Here is a 22,320-nt window from a genome sequence, read left to right as displayed (position 1 = left end):
AACTACTGCCGTAGGGTGGGCCGGGCGGCGTTCCGCTTCAGCCCACCGTCTATGGCACGAGCAGCGGACGTCCTTTCAGATCACCCGCGACTGGATTCCAGCATGGTTTCCGGCCGCACCCACTGGTCGAACTCTTCATCGGTGAGGTAGCCAAGCTCCAGCGCCGCTTCACGCAAGGTGAGGTTTTCGGCGTAGGCCTTCTTGGCAATTTCCGCAGCTTTGTCATAACCGATATGCGGATTCAGCGCGGTTACCAGCATCAACCCACGTTCCAGATGCTCGGCCATGCGCGCAGCGTCCGGCTCCAGGCCGACGATGCAGTGCGTGTTGAAGTTACGGGAGCCATCGGCCAGCAGGCGGATCGATTGCAGCATGTTGTGCACGATCACCGGTTTGAACACGTTGAGCTGTAGATGCCCCTGACTGGCGGCGAAACCGATCGTCACGTCGTTACCCATTACCTGGCAGGCGAGCATCGACAGCGCCTCGCATTGGGTCGGATTGACCTTGCCCGGCATGATCGAACTGCCTGGCTCATTGGCTGGTAGCCGTACTTCGGCGAAGCCGCCACGTGGCCCCGAGCCCAGCAGACGCAGGTCGTTGGCAATTTTCATCAGTGCGGTGGCCAGGGTTTTCAGCGCGCCGGAGAGGGCGACCAGCGGTTCATGCCCGGACAGCGCCGCGAATTTGTTTGGCGCGGAGACGAAGGGCAAGCCGGACAGTGCAGCGAGCTCGGCGGCAATCGCTTCGGCAAAGCCGTGCGGCGCGTTGAGGCCGGTACCGACCGCGGTGCCGCCCTGCGCCAGTTCAAAGACCGCGGGCAGGGCATGACGGATCGCCTGTTCGGCGATGTCGAGTTGTGCGACGAATGCTGATAGCTCCTGGCCGAAGGTCACTGGCGTGGCGTCCATCATGTGCGTCCGCCCGATTTTGACCAGTTGCCCGTGCCGCGCGGCTTGCTCGGCGATACCACCGGACAGCTCGGCAATCGCCGGCAGCAGGTCGTCGTGGATCGCTCGCGCGATGGCGATGTGCATGGCTGTTGGAAAGCAGTCGTTGGAACTCTGCGCGCGGTTGACGTGATCGTTGGGGTGCACCGGGTTCTTGCCGCCGCGAGTGCCACCGGCCAGCTCGTTGGCCCGCCCTGCAATCACTTCGTTGACGTTCATGTTGCTCTGGGTGCCGCTGCCGGTCTGCCAGACCACCAGCGGAAACTGGTCGTCATGTTGGCCATGAAGGATCTCGTCGGCGGCTTGTTCGATTAGACGGGCAATGTCCGGAGGCAGATCGCCGATGCGGTCGTTGACCCGGGCGGCGGCTTTCTTGATCAGCGCCAGCGCGTGGCAAACGGCGAGCGGCATGCGTTGATCGCCAATGGCGAAGTTGCTCAGCGAGCGTTGGGTCTGCGCGCCCCAGTAGGCCTGCTCTGGTACTTCCACTGGGCCCAGGCTATCGGTTTCGGTGCGTGTCATGCCGTGCTCCATCGATGAGGTCTCCCTGTTAGGTCGCCGGCTGACGATACTGGTTCAATCTGCCGGCCTGCTGTTCCTTGAGCGATTGGAACTCCGCGCGCAGAATGTGTCCATTGAGGCTCACCTATCGTTCGACAAGGATTATCCAATGCACACTCTCGGGATAAATGGGCTTCGTACTTTCGGGCTTCGCACATTCGGGCTTTGTGGTGCCTTGTCGATAGCTCTGCTCAGTGGTCAGGCCAGCGCCGACAGCGCCAGCCATGCGACCCAGGCTGAACGCTTCCTTGAATTGGTCAACGCTGACCGCCTGGCCGTGCCGGTGTATGCCCAGGTGCAGCAAATGTTTGCCGAGCGCTTCGCGCAGACCCAGGCTCCGGAGAGCAAGCGGGCGCTGCTGGAAAGCTATCAGTCCAAGGCGGATGCCGCGCTCGACAAGGCGATCGGCTGGGAAAAGGTCAAGCCTGACCTGGTCGCGCTATACACCGAGGAATTCACCGAGCAGGAGCTCGGTCAATTGAATGAGTTCTACGAGTCTGAATTAGGTAAGAAGATGCTCACAAAGCTGCCGAAACTCAACGCCCGCTCGGCGCAGGTGACCCAGGCCAAGCTGGAAAGCGCTGTGCCGCAAGTGAACAAATTACTGGCCGACATGACGGCTGAACTCGACACTCAGAAGAAGCCCTGACGGAGTCTGCTAGGCATGACCAAACTATTCGCGATTGAAACCGCGCTGCAGGCCACCCTGCAACCTGTGTATCTGCAAGTGCTGGATGAAAGCCATATGCACAGCCGCGGGCAGGAAACTCACTACAAGGCCGTCGTCGTCAGCGAGCAATTCTCTGGACTGAGTGCGGTCAAGCGCCACCAGAAGGTATATGCCGCGATGGGCGAGCTGATGCAGCAGGTGCATGCCCTCGCGGTGCATACCTATACGCCGGAAGAATGGGTTCAGCAGGGCAGCGCGCCGGCCTCGCCAGTGTGCGCCGGCGGCCACAAGTAACCACCGCCCGATGGCTTGAAGCCTGCCGCTGGTTTATTGATAGAATGCGCGCCGCGCCGGCTCACGCCGGCGTTGTCGTTTTCGCATTCCCGGTCCGCCCTTTACGTGGGCGACCACTGGAGGAAGTACCGCATGACCCAGAACATCGTCGTCGCGGCGCTGTACAAGTTCGTCTCCCTGCCGGACTACGTTGCGCTGCGTGAACCCCTGCTTGAGATCCTTGAGGCCAACGGTATCAAGGGCACGCTTTTGCTCGCCGAAGAGGGCATCAACGGAACGGTATCAGGCACTCGCGAAGGCATCGACGCGCTGCTCGCCTGGTTCGGGATTGACGCGCGGCTGGCCGATATCGACCACAAAGAGTCGTATTGCCAGGAGCAGCCTTTCTATCGCACCAAGGTCAAGCTGAAGAAAGAAATCGTCACCCTCGGCGTGCCGGGTGTCGATCCCAATCAGCGCGTCGGCACCTATGTCGAACCGCGTGACTGGAACGCGCTGATCGACGATCCGGAAGTGCTGCTGATCGACACCCGCAACGATTACGAAGTGTCCATCGGCACTTTCGACGGTGCGATCGACCCGCAAACCAAGTCGTTCCGCGAGTTTCCCGAGTACATCAAAGCGCACTACGATCCGGCCAAGCACAAAAAGGTCGCGATGTTCTGCACCGGCGGCATCCGCTGCGAAAAGGCTTCGAGCTACATGCTCGGCGAAGGGTTCGAGGAGGTTTATCACCTCAAAGGCGGCATTCTCAAATACCTCGAAGAAGTTCCGCAGGAAGAGACGCGCTGGCGCGGTGACTGCTTCGTCTTCGACAACCGCGTGACCGTGCGTCACGACCTCAGTGAAGGGGATTTCGACCAGTGTCATGCCTGCCGTACGCCGATCTCGCTGGAGGATCGGCAGTCGGAGCACTACGCTCCAGGTATCAGCTGTCCGCATTGCTGGAACACCCTTAGCGAGAAGACCCGCACCAGCGCGCGTGAACGGCAAAAGCAGATCGAACTGGCGCTCAAGCGCAATCAGCCGCACCCGATCGGTCACAACTACCGCAAGCAGGGCGCGTAGCAGCACCTGCATTGCTGAATTACGGTGCGCAACGTGCGCTCCACCCGATAGAACCGGAGCCTCGATGAGCACTCGACTGATCTACGTGATGGACCCGATGTGCTCCTGGTGCTGGGGCTTCGCTCCGGTGGTGCAATCGCTAGTCGCTCAGGCAAAGGAGCAGGGAGTCGGCGCTGACCTGGTAGTCGGCGGCCTGCGCCAGGAGCGAACCGCGATGGATCAGGCCGGCCGGGAGCGCACCGCATCGTACTGGCGCGCGGTGCATGAGGCGAGTGGTCAGCCATTCAACTTCGATGGCGGGCTGCCGGAGGGCCTGGTCTACGACACCGAGCCTGCCTGCCGGGCGCTCGTAGCCGCACGCAGTCTCGATGCGAAATTGGCCTGGACATTGGCCGGGCTGATCCAGCACGCGTTTTATGTCGAAAGCCGCAACGTCACGCTGCCGCCGGAACTGGTCGACTTGGCGGAGGCGGTGGGCATCCCGCGTATCGAATTTTCCGACCGTTTCGATTCTCAGCCGGTGCGCGACGCCACCGCAGCCGATTTCAACTGGGCGCGCAATCTCGGCATTTCTGGCTTCCCCACCTTGCTCGCTGAGCACAACGGTCAGCTGGCGCTGTTGACCAACGGCTTTCAGCCGCTCGACGTGCTGTCGCCCTTGCTGGCACGCTGGTTGGACCACAACGCCCATGCCTGATCAGCTCAGCTGGGCGGAGATCCGCCGTCTTGCGCTGCATCATCGCAAGGCGCTGGTCCTCGCCAATCTGGTCGCCGTATTAGCAACGCTGTGCAGCGTGCCGATTCCCTTGCTGTTGCCGCTGCTGGTCGACGAGGTGTTGTTGGGGCAGGGCGATACGGCGCTGCAGATCATGGACAGATTTCTGCCGACGGGCTGGCAAACGGCAATTGGCTACATCGGGCTGATGCTCTGCGCAACGCTGCTCCTGCGGGCTTCAGCGCTGATCTTCAACGTTCTGCAGGCGCGCTTGTTCGCTCGGCTGTCGAAGGATCTGGTCTATCGCATCCGTATAAGGCTGATCGAGCGGCTCAAGCGTATCGCCCTCAGCGAATATGAAAGCCTCGGCGGTGGTACGGTCGCTGCGCACTTGGTCACCGATCTGGAAACCATCGATAAATTCATCGGCGAGACGCTTAGTCGTTTCTTGGTGGCACTGCTTTCAATCGCCGGTACGGCGGCGATTCTGCTCTGGATGCACTGGCAATTGGCACTGCTGATCCTGTTGTTCAACCCGCTGGTGATCTACGCCACGGTGCAGCTGGGCAAACGCGTCAAGCATCTGAAGAAGTTGGAAAATGACAGCACTTCGCTGTTTACCCAGGCGCTGACCGAGACCCTGGATGCGATTCAGGAAGTACGCGCCGGCAACCGCCAGGGGTATTTTCTCGGGCGCCTAGGCCTGCGCGCCCGGGAGGTACGTGACTATGCCGTGGCCTCGCAGTGGAAGACCGATGCCTCCAACCGCGCCAGTGGACTGCTGTTTCAGTTCGGCATCGATATTTTCCGGGCGGCGGCAATGCTCACAGTGCTGTTATCCGATCTGTCGATCGGCCAGATGCTGGCGGTGTTCAGCTACCTGTGGTTCATGATCGGGCCGGTGGAGCAGCTGCTGAATCTACAGTACGCCTTCTATGCTGCCGGCGGCGCGCTCAGCCGCATCAATCAATTGCTGGCGCGTGCCGACGAGCCGCAGTACGCCGGCGGCAACGACCCATTCGCGGGGCGAGACACGGTGGATATCGACGTTTGCGGGCTGCGATTCTCTTATCAGGATGAACCCGTGTTGGAAGGCCTGGATCTGTCGATCGCGGCGGGTGAAAAAGTTGCCATCGTTGGTGCCAGCGGTGGCGGCAAGAGCACGCTGGTGCAGTTGTTGCTGGGCCTATATCAGCCGCAGGCGGGGCAGATTCGCTTTGCCGGCGTGGCGCTGGAAGAGATCGGCCTGAGCACCGTACGCGACAATGTCGCGGTGGTGCTGCAACAGCCCGCATTGTTCAACGACACGGTACGCGCCAACCTGTTGATGGGGCGGGAGCGGGACGATAAAGCCTGCTGGCAGGCGTTGGAGATCGCCCAGTTGGCCGACACGATTCGGCAATTGCCGGCCGGGCTGGACAGTATCGTCGGACGTTCGGGAGTGCGCCTGTCGGGCGGCCAGCGACAACGCTTGGCGGTTGCACGGATGGTATTGGCCGAGCCCAAGGTAGTAATTCTCGACGAGGCAACATCCGCCCTGGATGCCGCCACCGAATATGCCCTGCATCAGGGTTTGAACCGTTTCCTTCAGGGCCGCACGACCTTGATCATCGCCCACCGTCTGTCTGCGGTTAAGCAGGCCGATCGGGTATTGGTATTCGACGATGGACGCATCGCCGAACAAGGTGATCATCAGCAGCTGATTGCCGACGGCGGGCTCTACGCCAAGCTTTACGGGCATTTACAGCAACATTGACGCGGCCTTTTTCGCTCTTGATGTGCGCCCCCTCCAACTCTTTAGATTGATCGCTGGCTAACGGCCACCATGCCCTGTTTAATTGTTCCGCTTTTCGCACTCAACTTTGGTCGCGACCTGCCGACTCCATAAGCGTGCTTACTTTTTTCTAGGAATTCTCTGATGCAGTCCGTCGATATATTCGCCAACCTTTCCGTGGGCAAGAAGCTGCTGCTCGGCTTTGCCATGGTGCTGTTGCTGACCCTGGGAGTCGCCGGAACCGGCTTCTACGCCGTGGATTCGATCGTGAGCCGCTCGTATCAGACGAACCAGCTGTCCAGTATCAACGCCGAGATCCTCAGGGCGCGCGGTCAGGAACGCGATTACGCCCTGACCCGTAGCGAAGACTCTGCAACGGCGTTGCGCGATACGCTCGACAAGCTCAATAAGAAACTGGACGAACTCGCTGACAATTCTTCCGCCGAGGAGCAGGAGCTCCTGCAGCAGATCCGCAGTGATGCGGCCGTATATGCCGGAGAGTTCACCGAATATGGCCTGCTGATCGGCAGAGGTGCGGAATTGCGTAAGCGCATGGCCGATGCGGCGCAGGCCAGTCGCGAGGAATTCGAGTACATCGAATTGGATATGTACGACGCGGTGCGGGTATTGCGGCTGGAAGGTGACCATCTCAAGGGCAGTGATCCGCTGACGATCGCCGAAGCCGCGTCTGGTCTGACCAAGCGCATTCTCGATCTGCGCACGTTCGAAAATATTTTCCTCGGCGACAACACCCAGGCGGCGGTAGACAGCTGGAACGAGGTCTACGGTGACGTGACCACCATCGGCAATAGCTTGAAAACCTGGCTCAACGACGAGCAGAAGACCACGATGGACGGCGCGCTATCTGCTCTTGCCAACTATGAGCAGGCGTTTGCCGAGTTCCGCCGCAACCGGACTGAACGGATCACATCGGAACAGGCCATGATCGACCAGGCACAGCGTATCCTCGATACCGCCAACCAAGCCTTGGCCGATGCCAACGAAGCGATGCAGGATCAGCGCCGCAACGCATACTTGCTACTCGCCGTCATCACCGCCCTGGCTATCGTCATTGGTCTGGCGGCGGCCACTGCGATCTCCCGCATGATCGTCGTTCCCCTGCGCTACACCGTGCAGTTGGCGCAGCGGGTTGCCGAAGGCGATCTGACTCAGTCGCAGAAGACTACCCGGCGTGATGAACTGGGGCAGTTACAACAAGCCATGTGCGACATGACCCAGAGCCTGCGTACCCTGATTGGCCGTATCGGAAGCGGCGTCGGGCAAATCGCCACAGCGGCCGAGCAGCTGTCGGCGGTCACCGCGCAGACCAGCTCCGGGGTGCAAAAGCAGCGTGAGGAGACCGATCAGGTCGCCACCGCGATGCATGAAATGGCCGCGACAGTGCAGGAAGTGGCACAGAACGCCGAGCAGGCATCGCTCGCCGCTCGTCAGGCTGACCAACAGGCCCGTCAAGGCGACCTAGTCGTCAAGGAAGCAATCGGCCAGATCGACAGCCTGTCCGGCGAAGTCGAAAATTCGGCCCATGCCATTGAAGAGCTGAACACCGAGAGCGGCCGCATTGGTAGCGTGCTCGAAGTGATTCGTGCGGTTGCCGAGCAAACCAACCTGCTCGCGCTCAACGCTGCGATCGAAGCCGCCCGCGCCGGCGAACAAGGCCGCGGCTTTGCCGTGGTGGCTGACGAAGTTCGCGCACTGGCTCGCCGCACACATGATTCCACCGAAGAAATCGAAGGCCTGATCAGCAACCTGCAGCGGGTAGCACAGAAAGCCGTCGAGCAGATGCAGACCAGCCGCGATCTGACCCAGCGCACGGTCGATCTGGCCAGCGAAGCGGGTACCGCGCTTGGCCGCATCACCGAGTCGGTGTCCACCATCGAGCAGATGAACCAGCAGATAGCCGCGGCTGCGGAAGAGCAGAGCGCGGTTGCAGAAAACATTTCCGAGAGCGTGACGCGCGTGCGTGACATCGGCGAACAAAGCGCCAGCGGCAGCGAGCAGACCGCCGGTGCGAGTGCTGAGCTGGCACGCCTCGGTGTCGAGTTGCAGGGACTGGTTGCCCGTTTCCGTACCTGATTCACTGCATTCAACCAAAAGCCCTGGCCAGCGCCGGGGCTTTTGCGTTTCAAAGGCTGAACTCCCTCGGACCGGGCCAATCTAGAACAGGAATGCGGCTGTCGCCGTGCGCCCGGGAGCTCTTCCATTGCAATCGTTGATCGCAACCTCTTTCGCCGAGTCGGGGGAGGGTCATTCATGAAAACTACGGCATTCGTTGCCGGCGAGTCTCGTCTTCGGCAGGCAATCACAGGTCCCGCACTGTTTCTCTTCATTCTCGGTGATGTGCTGGGCGCTGGCGTCTACGCCCTGGTGGGCAAGATGGCCGGTGAGGCGGGTGGTGCAGTCTGGGTGCCGCTGCTGATCGCCCTGGGTTTCGCCATGCTTACCGCGGCGTCTTACGCCGAGTTGGTCACCAAGTATCCCAAGGCGGGCGGTGCGGCAGTGTTTGCCGAGCGGGCATTCGGCATGCCGCTGGTGTCGTTTCTGGTCGGCTTCTGCATGCTTGCAGCGGGCGTAACCAGCGCGGCCGGGCTGTCGCTGGCATTTGCCGGCGATTATCTCGGTGCTTTCCTCGACACACCGACGGTGCCGACGGCATTGGTGTTTCTGGCAGTAATCGCTCTGCTCAACGCCCGAGGCATCAAGGAGTCGCTGGGAGCCAATGGGGTGATGACCGTGATCGAAGTGTCCGGTCTGTTGCTGGTGGTATTACTGGCCGCACGGTTCGTCTTGGATGGGAACGGTGAACCGGCGCGAGTGATGCAATTCACGCCAGGCGTTTCGCCAGCTATCGCGGTGCTCGGCGCGGCGTTGATAGCCTTCTATTCATTCGTTGGCTTCGAGGTGTCGGCCAATGTGGCCGAGGAAGTCAAGGATGTTCGGCGCAACTATCCGCGCGCCTTATTCGGCGCTTTGCTGGTGGCGGGGCTGGTTTACATGGGCGTGGGCGTCGCCGCTACAGCGGTCCTGTCACCGGAGGTGTTGGCTCAATCATCGGCACCGCTGCTGGATGTCGTACGGGCGACCGGTTACGCAGTACCCGGCTGGTTGTTCGCTGCCGTGGCGCTGGTTGCTGTGGCTAACGGCGCGCTCCTGACCATGATCATGTCCAGCCGTCTTGCCTACGGCATGGCAGACGAAGGCCTCTTACCTACGATTCTGACGCGGGTCTTGCCGGAGCGGCGTACGCCTTGGATGGCGATCCTGATCACCACGCTGCTGGCGATGATTCTCACCGTCACGGGAACCTTGACCGCGCTCGCCGAAACCGTGGTCCTCCTGCTGTTGTTCGTGTTCATGAGCACCAACGTTGCGGTGTTGGTGCTGCGCAAGGATCGGGTCGCGGAACCGCATTTCCGCACGCCGACGATTCTACCGGTGCTGGCGATCGGGTCCTGCCTGTTGCTGCTCTCCCAGCAGAGCGGCGGTACCTGGCTGCGTGCCGGTCTGCTGATGGCATTGGGCGCCGTTCTATATGCGCTAGGCCGCTGGCAGAAACGCCGACGGTCTAGCGCGCGTTGAGATCTGCCGCCCACTCGGCGAGTGGCAGGTCGGGTTGTTGTTGCCAGATGCGTCGCCAGATGAGCTTCAAGCGGCTCATGTCGCCGCGTTCGGCGGGCAACCGCTCGACATAGGGAATCAGCCGCCAGTTCTCCCCATCGCGCTCGGCAAGGGCAAAACGAAAGGGGTGAAAGCCGGTCATGCCAAGCCGCAGATCCGTTACCAGAATTTGGCCGCCAATCTCGTCGTAGCGCAGTACATCGTCGGTGAACCATTGAAGGCGGGCATGCTGCGGCGATTCGGCGAGGATGCTGGCCAGTCGCTCGCCACGCGGGATGCGCACCAGCTGCGGCGGCGTATCGTCGAACCAGCTCACCAACGCTTCGTAGTAGACGTCGCCGTCCACCAGAATCACTCGCCACAGAAAACTGTTGAAGGGCGTCGGGGTGCTGAAGATGCGGGCGTGCTCAATACCGCTGTGGGCCATGGCGTCTTCCACCCGTTTCTCGGCCATCTGCTTACCTGCCAGGGTAAAGCCCAGGTAAAGCGACGACGCCACCAGCGCGACGGTCGGCCAGCGGGCGGTGCGCCCCTGCAGACCGAAGATCGCGGCAACCAGCACCGCCAGCAGCAGCGGAACGCTGTACAACGGGTCGATGATGAATACGCTGGACCAGGCCACGGGTGGTGTCGTCAGCGGCCAGAACAGTTGAGTGCCGTAACTGGTGAAGGCGTCCAGCACGACGTGCGTCACCAGCACCAGCCAGATCGTGAAAAACAGCCGCATGCCGGTGTAATTCGGGTCCGGTCGTATTCGCCTCGCCAGCCACGCCAGCGCAACGGCAAGTACGCTGACAACGAACAGCGAGTGACTGAAGCCCCGGTGATAAGTCATGTCAGCGACCGCATCGCCGTAATCGATCACCACGTCGAGGTCGGGCAGGGTGCCAAGCACTGCGCCGTACAGCAGCGCCTTGCGGCCTTGCCAGCGGCCAAGTAGAGAGGCTTGAACGGTGGCGCCGAGAAGGGCTTGGGTAATCGAGTCCATGCAGATTCCACTTGCTGCGAGCGGGCTACAGTAGCCGAACCGGCTCGCCTGTAGCGGCTCGAAATCATATAAAAACGTGTCCGCGCTGTCCGGCTCGTGGACAATGTCTATTCATTTTTGATTCACGAAGGGCCGATGCTCGACATATCCAACAGCGTGCAGCTACCCGACAGCGAGATCGAGCTGACCGCCATCCGCGCCCAGGGTGCCGGCGGTCAGAACGTCAATAAGGTGTCCAGTGCGCTGCATCTGCGCTTCGATATCAACGCCTCCTCCTTGCCATCCTTCTACAAGGAGCGCCTGCTGGCGCTGCGTGATAGCCGCATTACCAGCGACGGGGTAATCGTCATCAAGGCGCAGCAGTATCGTACTCAGGAGCAGAACCGGGCCGATGCGCTCGAGCGGCTGGCCGAGCTGATTCGCAGTGTGGCGAAAGTCGAAAAGGCGCGACGTCCGACCCGACCTACTCTGGGTTCGAAAAAGCGCCGCCTGGAAGGCAAAAGCAAACGCGGCGCGATCAAGGCCGGGCGCGGCAAGGTGGATTTCTAACGGGCAGTTTTTCAGCGCCGGGTGGCGGAAGGGCCCTGATCCTGCCCGGCGCTGAGATAAATGTGTTCAGTAGATTGGGGCTGCACTCATCTCGCTCAGTGCGTTCCCGTGCGCCGCTCTACGATGTCCTCGTCGAGCGTGTCGTCGACGCTCTCTGATTCGGTGGTTTCGCCTTCCGGCGTATCGGGCATCAGCTCCAGCACGGTATGGCTGGTACGCAGCATCGGCGTGAAATGGCCGTGGGGCTCGGTGACCAGATCGAATACCCGACGAGAGCGAAAGTAGGAATAAATGGCCAGAAATGCCAGCGTAACGGCGAAGAACACCGGCAGGGCCTTGGGCCCGAAAAAGCTCATCAGGCCGCCGGCGACCACCGGGCCGAAGGCGGCACCGAAGCCGTTAGCCAGCAACAGGCCGCTGGAGCCGGAAAGGATTTCGTCCGGGTGCAACTGGTCGACCATCTGCGCCACGGCGATCGAGTAGATCGAAAAAGCCAGTCCGCCCCAGAGAAACATCATTCCGAGCAGGAGCGGGCCGGAACTCAACGGTGTAATCAGGCCGCCGAGTACCGCTGCGATCGCGACGACCCAGAGCATTACCAGGCGGCGGTCATGCTTGTCGGAAAACAGCCCGATCGGCCATTGCAAAACGGCACCGCCCAAGATGGTGATACTCATCAGCAGACCGACGCCAGATGCATCGAAGCCACTCTGCGAGGCGTAGACCGGTGCCAGTCCCCAGAAACCGCCCAGCGTCAGACCCGAGACACCGGCGGCCATCAAGGGTAGTGGCGCGATGCGAGCCAGTTGCAGCAGGTCGGTGGCCGGCATGTCCGGCTGTGCCGGCTGTGCCTGGCGGGTCAGGGTGATGGGCATGAGCGCGGCGCAAATGAGGATGGCAGCGAGCGCGAAGAGCGTGAAATTCATCGGGCTGTCCAGGCTCAGCAATTGCTGCGCCGCCGCCAGCGCGCCGAGGTTGACCGCCATGTACAGCGCGAACACCTGGCCGCGTTTTTCGCCGCTGACCTGGGCGTTGAGCCAGCTCTCGATGACCATGTACAGCGTCACCAGTGCAACGCCATAGAGCACTCGCAGTACCAACCATACCCAGGGATTGACGATGAGCACATGCAGCAGCACCGCAACTGCGGCGAGAGCCGCATAGAAGGCAAAGGTACGGATGTGACCAACGCGCCGGATGAGCGACGGAGCGAGCCAGGTGCCGACGAGAAAACCAGCGAAATAACCCGACATCAGCAGGCCGATCATTCCGGTGGAGTAGCCCTCCGCGATGCCGCGGAGCGTCAGCAGGGTATTCAGCAGGCCGTGGCCGAGCAGTAGTAATGCAACTCCGCCCAGCAGCGAACTGATGGGGGCTAGTAAGGACGTCATGGCAAACAACCTTAAGCAAGTAAATCTGAAATGGCGAGTTGCCTTGTTAGGGGAGCTCACCGTTAAAGCATGTAAGTGACTGACTTGATTGAATTATTGTCAGTCGTTGCGCTCAGCACATGCAGCTTGGGCAGCATTTTCCGCTGAGGATTCAAAACCCTGGATAATTTCCAGCGAAGCGTGCTGGACGACTTCGCGCGCCATTCGTGCTGCGCTCCTTACCGGTCACGCCTGACGAATATCACTGCTCATGCGTTCAGCTTGGCTCAGGCTTTCATGTTTGTCCCGGCATGAGCGTTGCGATCAACGCCCTGACGCTGCCAGGCAGAGCGTTCAGTTCGCGGACCAGAATGCTGCGTTCACGCACAGCCCAGGGCTCATCCAGCTCGACCATGGCCAGGCGCATGGTGCGGCTATGCCGGCAGGCGGCGGATTCGGGGATGATGCCGATACCGACATCGGCCTCGATCATCCGGCACACGGCTTCGAAACTCGATAGCTGGATACGCAGGGAAAGACTGCCGCCGAGTTTCTCCACCTGATCGCGCAGAAAGGTCAACAGCGTGCTGCCTTCGTGCAGACCGATATGTTGGTAGCTCAGCGTCTGGCGCAGCGTCACGCGTTTTTCCGCGGCCAACGGATGGCCGACGGGCACCGCCAGCAACAGGCGATCGGTGCTGAAATGGAGGACTTGCAGTCCTTCGGCCTGTACTGGCCCAGCGATGATGCCCATGTCCGTGCTGCCATCCAGCACGCCGCGAACGATGTCACGGCTCAGACGCTCCTGCAGATCGACCGTCACACCAGGGCGCTTTGCGAGAAAGCCTGCCAACACTTCGGGAAGGAATTCGGTCACCGCCGTGGTGTTGGCGAAGATGCGGATATGCCCGGTCGAATCGGTGCCGTATTCGGTGAACTCGCTTTTCAAGTAGTCCACTTGGCGCATGATCAGCCGCGCGTGTTGCAGCAGTTTGTGCCCCGCCGGCGTCAGTTCTACGCCACGGCTGTCGCGGTATAGCAGGCGGCTGTCCAGCTGCGTTTCCAGCGCCTTTATTCGTGCGCTCGCGGATGCCGGTGACAAATGCGCACGGCGTGCGCCCTGGGTCAGGCTGGGAGATTCGGCGATATGAATAAACAGGCGCAGATCGGGCAGATCGAAATGCATGGCAGGTTCCATAGGTTTTTGTAGGCGTCAGGGAGACGTTGAGTCCTTGCTGGCGAAGCTTTTGCGTGGCTGCGATTCGCGAGCAAGCTCACTCCTACAGATGGGTACGAGGTGAGTGAGCGTTCAGAATATCCGAACACTGGTGTAGGTAAATACAAATTCTCAGAACGCTTGCGTCGTTGCATGCTGTGGCGAAACAAAACAGCCGGAAATCCGCCATGACCGACGTATCTGCCTGGATAGGCCGCACCGAAGAAGTTCACGATCAGCTCAGCCGCAATTTGCTGATACGCGTCGCCGCGACGCTGGGCGAGGCAGTTCCGGCCGATGGCGAGGCACTGCCTCCGCTGTGGCAGTGGTGCTTCTTCCAGGAGCCGATCGCCGAAAGCGGTCTTGGTGAAGATGGCCACCCGGCCCGCGGCGGCTTCCTGCCGCCGGCCGATAATCGCAATCGCATGTGGGCAGGCGGGCGTGTCGAGTTTTTCGAGCCGCTCACCGCAGGTGCCGAAGCGACGCGTGTATCGACCATCAAGCACATCGAGGAAAAGCACGGGCGCACCGGCGCGCTGCTGTTCGTCACCGTGCAGCACGACTATCTACAGGACGGCCGCTTGGCCATTCGCGAAGAGCAGGACATCGTCTATCGCGAGCCTAGCCCACCGAAAGCCAGCAGCGGCGAGCCGATGGTCGCCGGTCATTGGCGCGAGGCGGTAACGCCGACTCCGACGCTGCTGTTCCGCTATTCGGCAGTCACCTTCAATGGCCATCGCATTCATTACGACTGGCCCTATGTCACTGAAACCGAAGGCTATTCCGGGTTGGTAGTACACGGCCCGCTGATCGCCACGCTAAATCTGCGCGCCTTCTGTCGCGGTAATCCCGAGGCGCGGGTCAAGCGCTTCGCCTATCGCGGGCTGCGGCCTCTGGCCGCGCCGGAGCCTTTCGAAGTGGGTGGGCGCATCGTCGCTCCCGGTAAGGCAGAGCTGTGGGCCGGCGATCACAACGGTCTGGCGCAGAAGGCCGAAGTGGAATTCGAGTAATACCAAGTCTTACAGCGTAGGAGCGAGCTTGCTCGCTAACCAGGCGAACGTGATTCGCGAACAAGCTTGCTCCTACAGGCGCATGAATCCGAGGAACCGAGATGAACCCGAGCAAGATTGAAGAACTGAATTTCATCCGCGAAGGCGTGCGCGCCCTCTGCGCCGAATTTCCTGCCGAATACTGGCGCAAGATCGACGAGGAAAAGGGCTTTCCCGAAGCCTTCGTCAAGGCGCTGACCGAAGCCGGCTGGCTGTCGGCGATGATTCCGGAAGAGTACGGCGGCTCCGGTCTGGGTCTGGCCGAGGCCTCGGTAATCCTCGAGGAAGTGAACCGCTGCGGCGGTAACTCCGGCACCGTACACGGGCAGATGTACAACATGTTCACCCTGCTCCGAAACGGCAGTGAGGAGCAGAAGCGCTATTACCTGCCCAAGCTTGCCAGCGGCGAGCTGCGCCTGCAGTCCATGGGCGTGACCGAGCCGACTACCGGCACCGACACCACCAAGATCAAGACAACCGCAGTGAAGCAGGGCGACAAGTACGTCATCAACGGGCAGAAGGTGTGGATCTCGCGTATCCAGCATTCCGACCTGATGATCCTCCTGGCCCGCACCACGCCGCTGGCCGAGGTGAAGAAGAAATCCGAAGGCATGTCGATCTTCCTGGTCGATCTTCGCGAAGCCATCGGCAACGGTCTGACCGTCCAGCCGATCGCCAACATGGTCAACCACGAAACCAACGAGCTATTTTTCGACAACCTGGAAATTCCTGCCAGCAGCCTGATCGGCGAAGAAGGTAAGGGGTTCCGCTACATCCTTGACGGCCTCAACGCTGAGCGCACATTGATCGCCGCCGAATGCATCGGTGACGGTCGCTGGTTTATCGAGAAGTCCGCGCAGTACGCCCGCGACCGCGTGGTGTTCGGCCGCCCGATCGGGCAGAACCAGGGCGTGCAGTTCCCGATTGCCGAGGCGCATATCGAGATCGAGGCGGCGGACCTGATGCGCTGGCGCGCCTGCGAGGAATACGACAGCGGCCGCAACGCCGGCGCGGCGGCCAACATGGCCAAGTACCTCGCGGCCAAGGCCAGCTGGGAAGCGGCCAACGCCTGCCTGCAGACCCATGGCGGCTTCGGCTTCGCCAACGAATACGACGTCGAGCGCAAATTCCGTGAGACGCGTCTGTATCAGGTAGCGCCGATCTCAACCAACCTGATCCTGTCGTACGTGGCAGAGCATCTATTGGAGCTGCCGCGCTCGTTCTAATGGGTCAGAAGCTGTGGGCTGAAACGGAACGCCGTCCGACCCACCCTACAAATTCGACACTCGTAGGGTGGGCTTCAGCCCACCAAAACGGGCGAAACGCCAACGAAGGAGAGACGCCATGCAGGTCAGCCACCTCGATCACCTTGTGCTGACCGTCGCCGACCTCACCGCAACCGAAGATTTCTATTGCCGCGTGCTTGGCATGCAGGCGGTGACCTTCGGCGAAGGGCGAAAGGCGCTCGTCTTCGGGCAGCAGAAAATCAACCTGCACCAGGCAGGTCGCGAATTCGAGCCCAAGGCCGAGCGGCCAATGCCGGGATCGGCGGACCTCTGCTTTATCGTCGCCACGCCCCTGGATGAGGTGATTGCTCACCTCGAAACTCAGGGCGTTGCCATTATCGAAGGGCCGGTGAAACGCACTGGCGCCACCGGGGCGATTCGTTCCGTCTATGTGCGTGACCCCGACCTCAATCTAATCGAACTGTCCAACCCGCTGGAGACCACCGTATGAGTCAGCACACCCAGGCCCTTACAGAGTTTCTTGCCGGACTGCGCTATGAGCAGATCCCCGAGCCGGTGCTCGCCCGCACCGAAGACCTTTTTCTCGACTGGCTGGGCTCGGCTTTGGCCAGTACCGGTTCGCATCCGATCCCGCTGTTCGAGCGCTACGCGCAGAAAATGGGGCCGACCGATGGGCCGGCGCGTGTCTTCGTCAACCGCACGGGTAGCTCGGCTTATTTCGCCGCGTTGGTGAACGGGGCGAGTTCGCACCTGGTTGAGCAGGATGACTTGCACAACAGCTCCGTACTGCATCCGGCCACGGTGGTGTTTCCGGCCGCGCTGGCCGCCGCGCAAGATCTGGGCAAATCCGGTCGCGAGCTGCTGTTGGCTTCGGTTGCCGGCTACGAGGCGGGGATTCGCATAGGCGAATTCCTCGGCCGTTCTCATTACCGCATTTTCCATACCACGGCGACGGTCGGCACTCTGGCCGCTGCGGTCGCCGTGGGCAAGCTGCTCGACTTCAACCAGGCGCAATTCACCGACTTGCTGGGCAGCGCCGGGACTCAGGCTGCCGGGCTCTGGGAATTCCTGCGCGACGCCGCTGACTCCAAGCAGCTGCATACCGCCAAGGCGGCCGCCGATGGCCTGCTCGCTGCCTACCTGACTGCGGATGGTCTAACTGGCGCGAAGAACATCCTCGAAGGCGAGCAGGGCATGGCTGCTGGCATGTCCAGCGATGCTGATCCGACGAAGCTTTCCGACCGGCTCGGCACGCGCTGGGCGCTGGCGGAAACCTCGTTCAAGTTCCACGCCTCCTGCCGCCATACGCATCCGGCGGCCGATGCGCTGCTCGATCTGATGCAGCGTGAGGGGCTCAAGGCCAACGACATTGCCAGCGTCACCGCTCGTGTGCACCAAGGCGCCATCGACGTGCTCGGCCGCGTGACAGTCCCGCAGACTGTGCACCAGGCGAAGTTCTCCATGGGTACCGTACTCGGGTTGATTGCTGTGCACGGCAAGGCGCAGCTGACTGAGTTCCATGGTGTAGCGTTGACGGATCCGGACGTCTCGGCTTTCCGCGACAAGGTATGCATGCAGCTCGATCCAGAAGTGGACGGCGCCTATCCGGCGCGTTGGCTCGGCCGGGTCGAGGTGAACACGGTCGATGGCCGCCAACTGAGCGCTGCCATCGACGAACCTAAGGGCGATCCGGGCAATACGCTGAGCCGCGATGAGCTGGAGGACAAGTTCCGCCGGCTGGTGGCTTTCTCCAGTGCACGCAGCGCGCATGAGGCGAGCGAGTTGATCGACAAGGTTTGGCGTTTGCGCAAGATGGATCGACTAGACCAATTGGCTTGACGGCATTGCAGTGACTCGGTGGGCTGAAGCCCACCCTACGGAGCTAAGCACGGAAAGCGGTGGGCTGAAGCGGAGCGCAGCCCGGCCCATCCTACGGGCTTACTCAGTTCGTAGGGTGGGCTTCAGCCCACCAAGACGGCGATAGACGAACAAAAGAAAACAACCCGTAGGAGCGACCTTGGTCGCGAATGGGAGCTGAAGCGTTTGCGAGCAAGGGCTCGGCGTCCCCCTGGCTCCTACAAAAAGCCCGGTGCGTGAAGCACCGTCTGGCCTGAACCGAATTGGCAGGAAACGATATGAATACAACCCAGCAACCCCGCCCGCTAGACGGCATTACCGTGGTCAGTCTCGAACACGCCATTGCCGCGCCGTTCTGCACCCGTCAGTTGGCCGATCTTGGCGCACGCGTGATCAAGATCGAGCGTCCCGGTTCAGGCGATTTCGCCCGCGGCTATGACGAACGCGTCGATGGCCTGGCCTCGCATTTCGTCTGGACCAACCGCTCCAAGGAAAGCCTGACCCTGGATGTAAAGCAGGATGCCGCCACCGAGGTGCTCGACCAATTGCTGGCCAAGGCGGACGTGCTGGTGCAGAACCTCGCACCGGGCGCGGCGGCGCGCATGGGACTGTCGTTCGAGACGCTGCATGAACGCTTCCCGCGGCTGATCGTCTGCGACATCTCCGGCTATGGCGAAGGCGGGCCGTACGAGCAGAAGAAGGCCTACGACTTGCTGATTCAGAGCGAGGGCGGCTTTCTTTCGGTTACCGGCGGGCCCGGCGAGACCGAGATGGCTAAAGCCGGCTGCTCCATTGCCGACATCGCCGCCGGCATGTACGCCTACACCGGCGTGCTTTCGGCACTGATGCTGCGTGACAAAACCGGCGAGGGCAGCCGAGTCGACGTCTCCATGCTGGAAAGCCTGGTGGAGTGGATGGGCTACCCGCTGTATTACGCCTACAACGGTGCGCCGCCGCCGCCGCGTGCTGGCGCCGCGCACGCCACCATCTATCCGTACGGGCCGTTTCCCACTGGCGATGGCGGCACCGTGATGCTCGGCCTGCAGAACGAGCGTGAGTGGCTGTTGTTCTGTGAGAAGGTGTTGCGTCAGCCAGAGCTGGCCAGCGATGAGCGCTTCTCGGCCAATTTCAAGCGCTCAGAGAACCGCGACGCGTTGCGCACGATCATCGTTGAGACCTTCGCCAAATTGAGTGCCGAAGAAGTCATCACTCGCTTGGACGACGCCCCGATCGCCAACGCCCACGTTAATGATATGGCGGGCGTCTGGGCGCATCCGCAGCTCAAGGCACGCCAGCGCTGGAGCGAAGTGGACAGCCCATCGGGTCGCCTGCCGGCCTTGCTGCCGCCGGGCCGCAACGCAGCCTTCACGCCGCGCATGGACCCGATTCCGGCGCTCGGTCAGCACACCGACATGCTCCTGGCGGAGTTGGGCTACGCATCGGCCGATATCCAGCGATTGCACGAGCAGGGCGCGGTATAGGCCGCTGCGCTACATTTAATCCGATAGGGTGGACGCGGCTCACCTGAACAGGCCGATGAAATCCAGTTGTGAAGCCGAAGCAAGCGTTATCCGGCTCACCATTAAGAAAAAGAGATAGCCATGATTCCAGGTATTGTCCGCTCCGCATTGTTCGTCCCGGCCACTCGTCCGGAACGGATCCCCAAGGCATTGGCCACCGGGGCCGACGCGGTGATCGTCGATCTTGAAGATGCCGTCGCCGAAAATCTGAAGCGGGACGCGCGAGACTATCTCGACGCCTTTCTCGCTGGCGATTCGGCTGCCCGCGTGTTGGTACGCATCAACGCGCCGGGGCATGCGGAGCAAGCCGAAGACCTCAAAGTGTGCGCGGCCCATCCTGGTGTTATCGGTGTGCTGCTGCCTAAGGTCGAAAGTGCGGCTCAGGTGGCGGTCGCGGCTGCATGCGGCAAGCCGGTATGGCCGATCATCGAGAGCGCGCGAGGCCTGGTTGCGCTGGCTGAAATTGCGGCGGCCGATGGTGTCGAGCGGCTGTCCTTCGGTGCGCTGGATCTGGGCCTCGATTTAGGCTTGACCAGCGGCAGCGAGGCGGCTGAGCGCATACTCGATCAAGCGCGCTATGCACTTTTGCTGCACTCACGGCTGGCGAATCTGGCGCCGCCGCTCGATAGCGTATTTCCTGATATCAAGAACCTGCATGGCCTAGCCCAGATGGTGGCCGATGCCCGCGACATGGGCTTCGGTGGGCTGCTGTGCATTCACCCCAGCCAAGTGGCTGTGGTGCACGAAACGTTGATGCCCAGTGCCGATGAACTGGCCTGGGCGGAACGCGTCCTCGCTGCCGGAGCTTCCGGCGATGGGGTCTTCGTGGTGGACGGACAGATGGTCGATGCCCCAGTGCTAGGCCGTGCCCGCCACCTGTCGCAACGTGCCGGGCAAGCGGTTTCCTGATCGCTGCCATCGCTCATAAAAGCGTACCAACCGACAAAAACAAAAGGGGTGCTACCAAATGTTAAAAATGAATCTCAAGGCGCTCGCCTGCGCGCTTTCCCTAACCATCACCGGCCTCGCTCAGGCCGCCGAGACGGCGTCCGCTCCCATTGTTATCAAGTTCGCTCACGTGGTGGCGGATAACACGCCGAAAGGGCAAGGGGCGTTACTGTTCAAAAAACTTGCCGAGGAGCGTTTGGGGGATCGGGTCAAGGTCGAGGTCTACCCTAACTCCTCATTATTCGGCGATGGCAAGGAGATGGAGGCACTGCTGCTCGGTGATGTACAGCTGCTGGCGCCTTCTCTGGCCAAGTTCGAGCATTACTCCAAGCCCATCCAGATCTTCGACCTGCCGTTCCTGTTCGACGATATCGCAGCGGTTGACCGCTTTCAGGCAAGCCCGCATGGTCAGGAGCTGCTGAGCAGCATGGAGGACAAGGGCATCACCGGCCTGGCTTACTGGCACAACGGTATGAAGCAGTTGTCGTCCAACAAGCCAATGTACGAGCCCAAGGATGCGCGCGGCCTGAAATTCCGTGTGCAGGCCTCCAACGTGCTCGACGAGCAGTTCAAGGCGTTGCGCGCTAACCCGCGCAAGATGAGCTTCGCCGAGGTTTACCAGGGACTGCAGACCGGTGTGGTCAATGGTACCGAGAACACCTGGTCGAACTACTTCAGCCAGAAGGTGCATGAAGTGCAGCCGTACTTCACCCACTCCGAGCACGGCGTGATCGACTACATGGTGATCACCAATACCAAGTTCTGGAAGGGGCTTCCGGATGATGTTCGTAGCGAGCTGAAAGCGATCATGGAAGAGGTCACCGTCGAGGTGAACCGCCAGGCGGACGACCTGAACCGCGAAGCGCGTGATGCGATCGCGAAGGCAGGCACCAGCGAAATCATCGAACTGACCCCCGAACAGCGCGCCAAGTGGCGCGAAGCGATGCAGCCGGTGTGGAAGAAGTTCGAAGGCGAGATCGGTGCCGATCTGATCAAGGCGGCGCAAGCGGCTAACAAGCCGTAAGGCGAAGAAGGAGCCGCGGTGCATAACGTTGCACTGCGGCTCTGGATGCCGAAACTAGGATAAAAAATCCTCCGCTCAACGCGGAACCGGCGGTCGATCCGATGTAGCGAGGGGCTTGGCCTTCCGTTAATCGTGGTTTGACCGCCGTTGCCGCGTAACACCCAGCGCTCTCCCACGCAGAAAATCGTCACCGCTTTCACACTTGCGGATTCCTGCGGTGGGTTTTGTTATTCCCGTCATTATTTCCAGCAGAGCCTTCAGAACTCGGAGCGGCTTGGACCGCGCCATTGGAACAAGCGACGCGGCATGGCTTATGGCTTAGTGCCGGGGGCTTTCTTCGGGCATGGTCAGCAGCTGCTTTTCCATATTCCAGTCGAACGGCTCTTCGTTCTGCTCGGCTTCGTAGCGGCGCTCTTCCAGCCTTTGGAATACTTCGATTTCTTCATCTGGCATGAAATGCAGGCAGTCACCTCCAAAGAACCACAGCAGATCGCGCGGGACGAGGTGAGCGATTTGAGGGTAGCGATGGAAGACCTGGCAGATCATGTCCTGGCCCATATGCCTTTCCTCTGGCACATCTTTGAGATTCATGATCAGTTCGTCGAAGCGTTCGAGAAACAGCGCATGGCTCTCTTCGGATACCTGTTCTGTTTCACCCATGGCAAGCAGGATGCCGCGCAGATGGGCCAGTAATGCCAGGTTGTGATCGTGATAGGGGTTGGCCATGGTTCACCTGTGTCGGGTTGGGCGCGCGATTATAGAGGCTCGGCGCGTTTGGTTGGATGTCTTTAATTGACCCGCGAGCAGGGCGCGGGGTTCGGTACGCGTGGGGGCGTTGTAGCCGCGGTGTGACCGATGGACGACCGAGGCGCCTGGCTTGCATG

20 protein-coding genes are annotated in these 22,320 nt (G+C 61.1%); 15 read left to right on the top strand and 5 right to left on the bottom strand.

Annotated elements, in window-relative coordinates; translation table 11 throughout:
* Positions 1-80: 80 nt before the first annotated feature.
* Positions 81-1,472, bottom strand: coding sequence for a class II fumarate hydratase (locus tag D7241_RS16475; protein WP_408102449.1), 1,392 nt, complete (start codon positions 1,470-1,472; stop codon positions 81-83).
* Between the two features lie 148 nt (positions 1,473-1,620).
* Here D7241_RS16475 and D7241_RS16470 point away from each other — a divergent pair, with 148 nt between their 5' ends.
* The 7 genes from D7241_RS16470 to D7241_RS16440 all read left to right on the top strand — a co-directional run bounded on the left by D7241_RS16470 (position 1,621) and on the right by D7241_RS16440 (position 9,629).
* Complete coding sequence (locus D7241_RS16470; protein WP_408102945.1) at positions 1,621-2,160, top strand: DUF2059 domain-containing protein; 540 nt, start codon at positions 1,621-1,623, stop codon at positions 2,158-2,160.
* A 15-nt stretch (positions 2,161-2,175) separates the two neighbouring features.
* Entirely contained in the window at positions 2,176-2,475 is a 300-nt protein-coding gene (locus tag D7241_RS16465) for a BolA family protein (protein ID WP_408102448.1), read from the top strand.
* A gap of 132 nt (positions 2,476-2,607) precedes the next feature.
* The gene (locus tag D7241_RS16460) at positions 2,608-3,543 is read left to right on the top strand and encodes a rhodanese-related sulfurtransferase (protein ID WP_408102447.1); all 936 of its coding nucleotides are present in this window, start codon (positions 2,608-2,610) and stop codon (positions 3,541-3,543) included.
* Between the two features lie 64 nt (positions 3,544-3,607).
* Entirely contained in the window at positions 3,608-4,240 is a 633-nt protein-coding gene (locus D7241_RS16455; protein WP_408102446.1) for a DsbA family protein, read from the top strand.
* Complete coding sequence (locus D7241_RS16450) at positions 4,233-6,014, top strand: ABC transporter ATP-binding protein (protein WP_408102445.1); 1,782 nt, start codon at positions 4,233-4,235, stop codon at positions 6,012-6,014. The genes D7241_RS16455 and D7241_RS16450 overlap by 8 nt, the downstream gene beginning before the upstream one ends.
* Positions 6,015-6,176: 162 nt before the next feature.
* Positions 6,177-8,126: a methyl-accepting chemotaxis protein gene (locus D7241_RS16445; protein WP_408102444.1), complete on the top strand. Its 1,950-nt coding sequence runs from the start codon at positions 6,177-6,179 to the stop codon at positions 8,124-8,126.
* 177 nt (positions 8,127-8,303) lie between these two features.
* Positions 8,304-9,629 carry an APC family permease gene (locus D7241_RS16440; protein ID WP_408102443.1) on the top strand — a complete coding sequence of 442 codons (1,326 nt, stop codon included), beginning with the start codon at positions 8,304-8,306 and terminating at the stop codon, positions 9,627-9,629.
* On the opposite strand, the gene D7241_RS16435 is transcribed toward D7241_RS16440, so the two are convergent.
* The gene (locus tag D7241_RS16435) at positions 9,616-10,656 is read right to left on the bottom strand and encodes a metal-dependent hydrolase (protein ID WP_408102442.1); all 1,041 of its coding nucleotides are present in this window, start codon (positions 10,654-10,656) and stop codon (positions 9,616-9,618) included. The genes D7241_RS16440 and D7241_RS16435 overlap by 14 nt on opposite strands.
* Positions 10,657-10,791: 135 nt before the next feature.
* On the opposite strand from D7241_RS16435, the gene arfB reads away from it, so the two are divergent.
* Positions 10,792-11,205: an alternative ribosome rescue aminoacyl-tRNA hydrolase ArfB gene (arfB, locus tag D7241_RS16430; protein WP_408102441.1), complete on the top strand. Its 414-nt coding sequence runs from the start codon at positions 10,792-10,794 to the stop codon at positions 11,203-11,205.
* A 95-nt stretch (positions 11,206-11,300) separates the two neighbouring features.
* Here the strand turns inward: arfB and D7241_RS16425 are convergent, their stop codons facing one another.
* Both D7241_RS16425 and D7241_RS16420 read right to left on the bottom strand, forming a co-directional pair.
* Positions 11,301-12,596 (bottom strand): MFS transporter, encoded by a 1,296-nt coding sequence (locus D7241_RS16425; protein ID WP_408102440.1) that lies wholly within the window; start codon positions 12,594-12,596, stop codon positions 11,301-11,303.
* Positions 12,597-12,870: 274 nt separating this feature from the next.
* On the bottom strand, positions 12,871-13,761 hold the full coding sequence (locus D7241_RS16420; RefSeq protein ID WP_408102439.1) for a LysR substrate-binding domain-containing protein: 891 nt from the start codon (positions 13,759-13,761) through the stop codon (positions 12,871-12,873).
* Between the two features lie 218 nt (positions 13,762-13,979).
* Here D7241_RS16420 and D7241_RS16415 point away from each other — a divergent pair, with 218 nt between their 5' ends.
* The 7 genes from D7241_RS16415 to D7241_RS16385 all read left to right on the top strand — a co-directional run bounded on the left by D7241_RS16415 (position 13,980) and on the right by D7241_RS16385 (position 21,436).
* Entirely contained in the window at positions 13,980-14,801 is an 822-nt protein-coding gene (locus tag D7241_RS16415; protein WP_255978561.1) for a MaoC family dehydratase N-terminal domain-containing protein, read from the top strand.
* A gap of 101 nt (positions 14,802-14,902) precedes the next feature.
* The gene (locus tag D7241_RS16410; RefSeq protein WP_255978559.1) at positions 14,903-16,066 is read left to right on the top strand and encodes an acyl-CoA dehydrogenase family protein; all 1,164 of its coding nucleotides are present in this window, start codon (positions 14,903-14,905) and stop codon (positions 16,064-16,066) included.
* A gap of 118 nt (positions 16,067-16,184) precedes the next feature.
* Positions 16,185-16,577 carry a VOC family protein gene (locus tag D7241_RS16405; protein ID WP_408102438.1) on the top strand — a complete coding sequence of 131 codons (393 nt, stop codon included), beginning with the start codon at positions 16,185-16,187 and terminating at the stop codon, positions 16,575-16,577.
* Positions 16,574-17,926, top strand: coding sequence for an MmgE/PrpD family protein (locus D7241_RS16400; RefSeq protein WP_408102437.1), 1,353 nt, complete (start codon positions 16,574-16,576; stop codon positions 17,924-17,926). The genes D7241_RS16405 and D7241_RS16400 overlap by 4 nt, the downstream gene beginning before the upstream one ends.
* Before the next feature lie 296 nt (positions 17,927-18,222).
* Positions 18,223-19,425, top strand: a complete 1,203-nt coding sequence (locus D7241_RS16395) for a CaiB/BaiF CoA transferase family protein (RefSeq protein ID WP_408102436.1) — start codon at positions 18,223-18,225, stop codon at positions 19,423-19,425.
* Positions 19,426-19,545: 120 nt separating this feature from the next.
* Positions 19,546-20,373, top strand: a complete 828-nt coding sequence (locus D7241_RS16390) for an HpcH/HpaI aldolase/citrate lyase family protein (protein WP_408102435.1) — start codon at positions 19,546-19,548, stop codon at positions 20,371-20,373.
* A gap of 58 nt (positions 20,374-20,431) precedes the next feature.
* Positions 20,432-21,436 carry a TRAP transporter substrate-binding protein gene (locus D7241_RS16385; RefSeq protein WP_408102434.1) on the top strand — a complete coding sequence of 335 codons (1,005 nt, stop codon included), beginning with the start codon at positions 20,432-20,434 and terminating at the stop codon, positions 21,434-21,436.
* A gap of 318 nt (positions 21,437-21,754) precedes the next feature.
* On the opposite strand, the gene D7241_RS16380 is transcribed toward D7241_RS16385, so the two are convergent.
* Positions 21,755-22,162, bottom strand: coding sequence for a PA2817 family protein (locus tag D7241_RS16380; protein WP_255978547.1), 408 nt, complete (start codon positions 22,160-22,162; stop codon positions 21,755-21,757).
* Positions 22,163-22,320 lie beyond the last annotated feature (158 nt).

The sequence above is a fragment of the Stutzerimonas sp. VN223-3 genome, assembly GCF_045999685.1.
GTDB lineage: Bacteria > Pseudomonadota > Gammaproteobacteria > Pseudomonadales > Pseudomonadaceae > Stutzerimonas > Stutzerimonas stutzeri_AR.
Note: the sequence above shows the minus strand (reverse complement) of the source record. Positions and strands in the feature narration are given on the sequence as shown.